General features: G+C 70.9%; 1 pseudogene. It reads right to left on the bottom strand.

From position 1 onward, the window contains the following. Nucleotides 1–604: pseudogene (locus DY240_RS22425) on the bottom strand (error-prone DNA polymerase); the annotation flags it as partial.

Raw genomic sequence — 604 nt, 5'->3', positions numbered from 1 at the left:
GGGTGGCCATCTGGGCGCGGGACTCGATCTGGAAGGTGCCGACGGTGTCGGCGTCGCAGATCATGTCGTAGACGGCCGGGTCGTCGGCGGGGACGGTGTGCAGGGCCAGGTCGCGGGCGTGGTGGGCGCGGAGCAGGTCGAACGTTTCCCGCAGCGCCGAGAGCATGCCCAGGCCGAGCAGGTCGAACTTGACCAGCCCGGCGGCGGCGCAGTCGTCCTTGTCCCATTGCAGCACCGACCGGCCGGGCATGGTGGCCCACTCGACGGGGACGACTTCGCCGACGGGCCGGTCGCACAGGACCATGCCGCCGGAGTGGATGGACAGGTGCCGCGGCAGCCGTAGTAGCTGGTCGACGAGGTGGGTGACCTGGTGGGGGACGCCGGCGTCGTCGGGGATGCTGGTGTCGAAGTAGCCCAGGTGCTTGGTCCAGCCGTCGACCTGGCCGGGGCTGTGGCCGAGGGCGCGGGCGACGTCGCGCAGCGCCAGCTTGGGCCGGTAGGTGTTGACGTTGGCGACCTGGGCGGCGCGCTGGCGGGTGTACTTGGCGTAGACGTGCTGGATGACCTCTTCGCGGCGGGCGTTCTCGATGTCGAGGTCGATGTC

The sequence above is a fragment of the Jiangella rhizosphaerae genome (assembly GCF_003579925.1).
In the GTDB taxonomy this organism is placed as follows: domain Bacteria; phylum Actinomycetota; class Actinomycetes; order Jiangellales; family Jiangellaceae; genus Jiangella; species Jiangella rhizosphaerae.
Note: the sequence above shows the minus strand (reverse complement) of the source record. Positions and strands in the feature narration are given on the sequence as shown.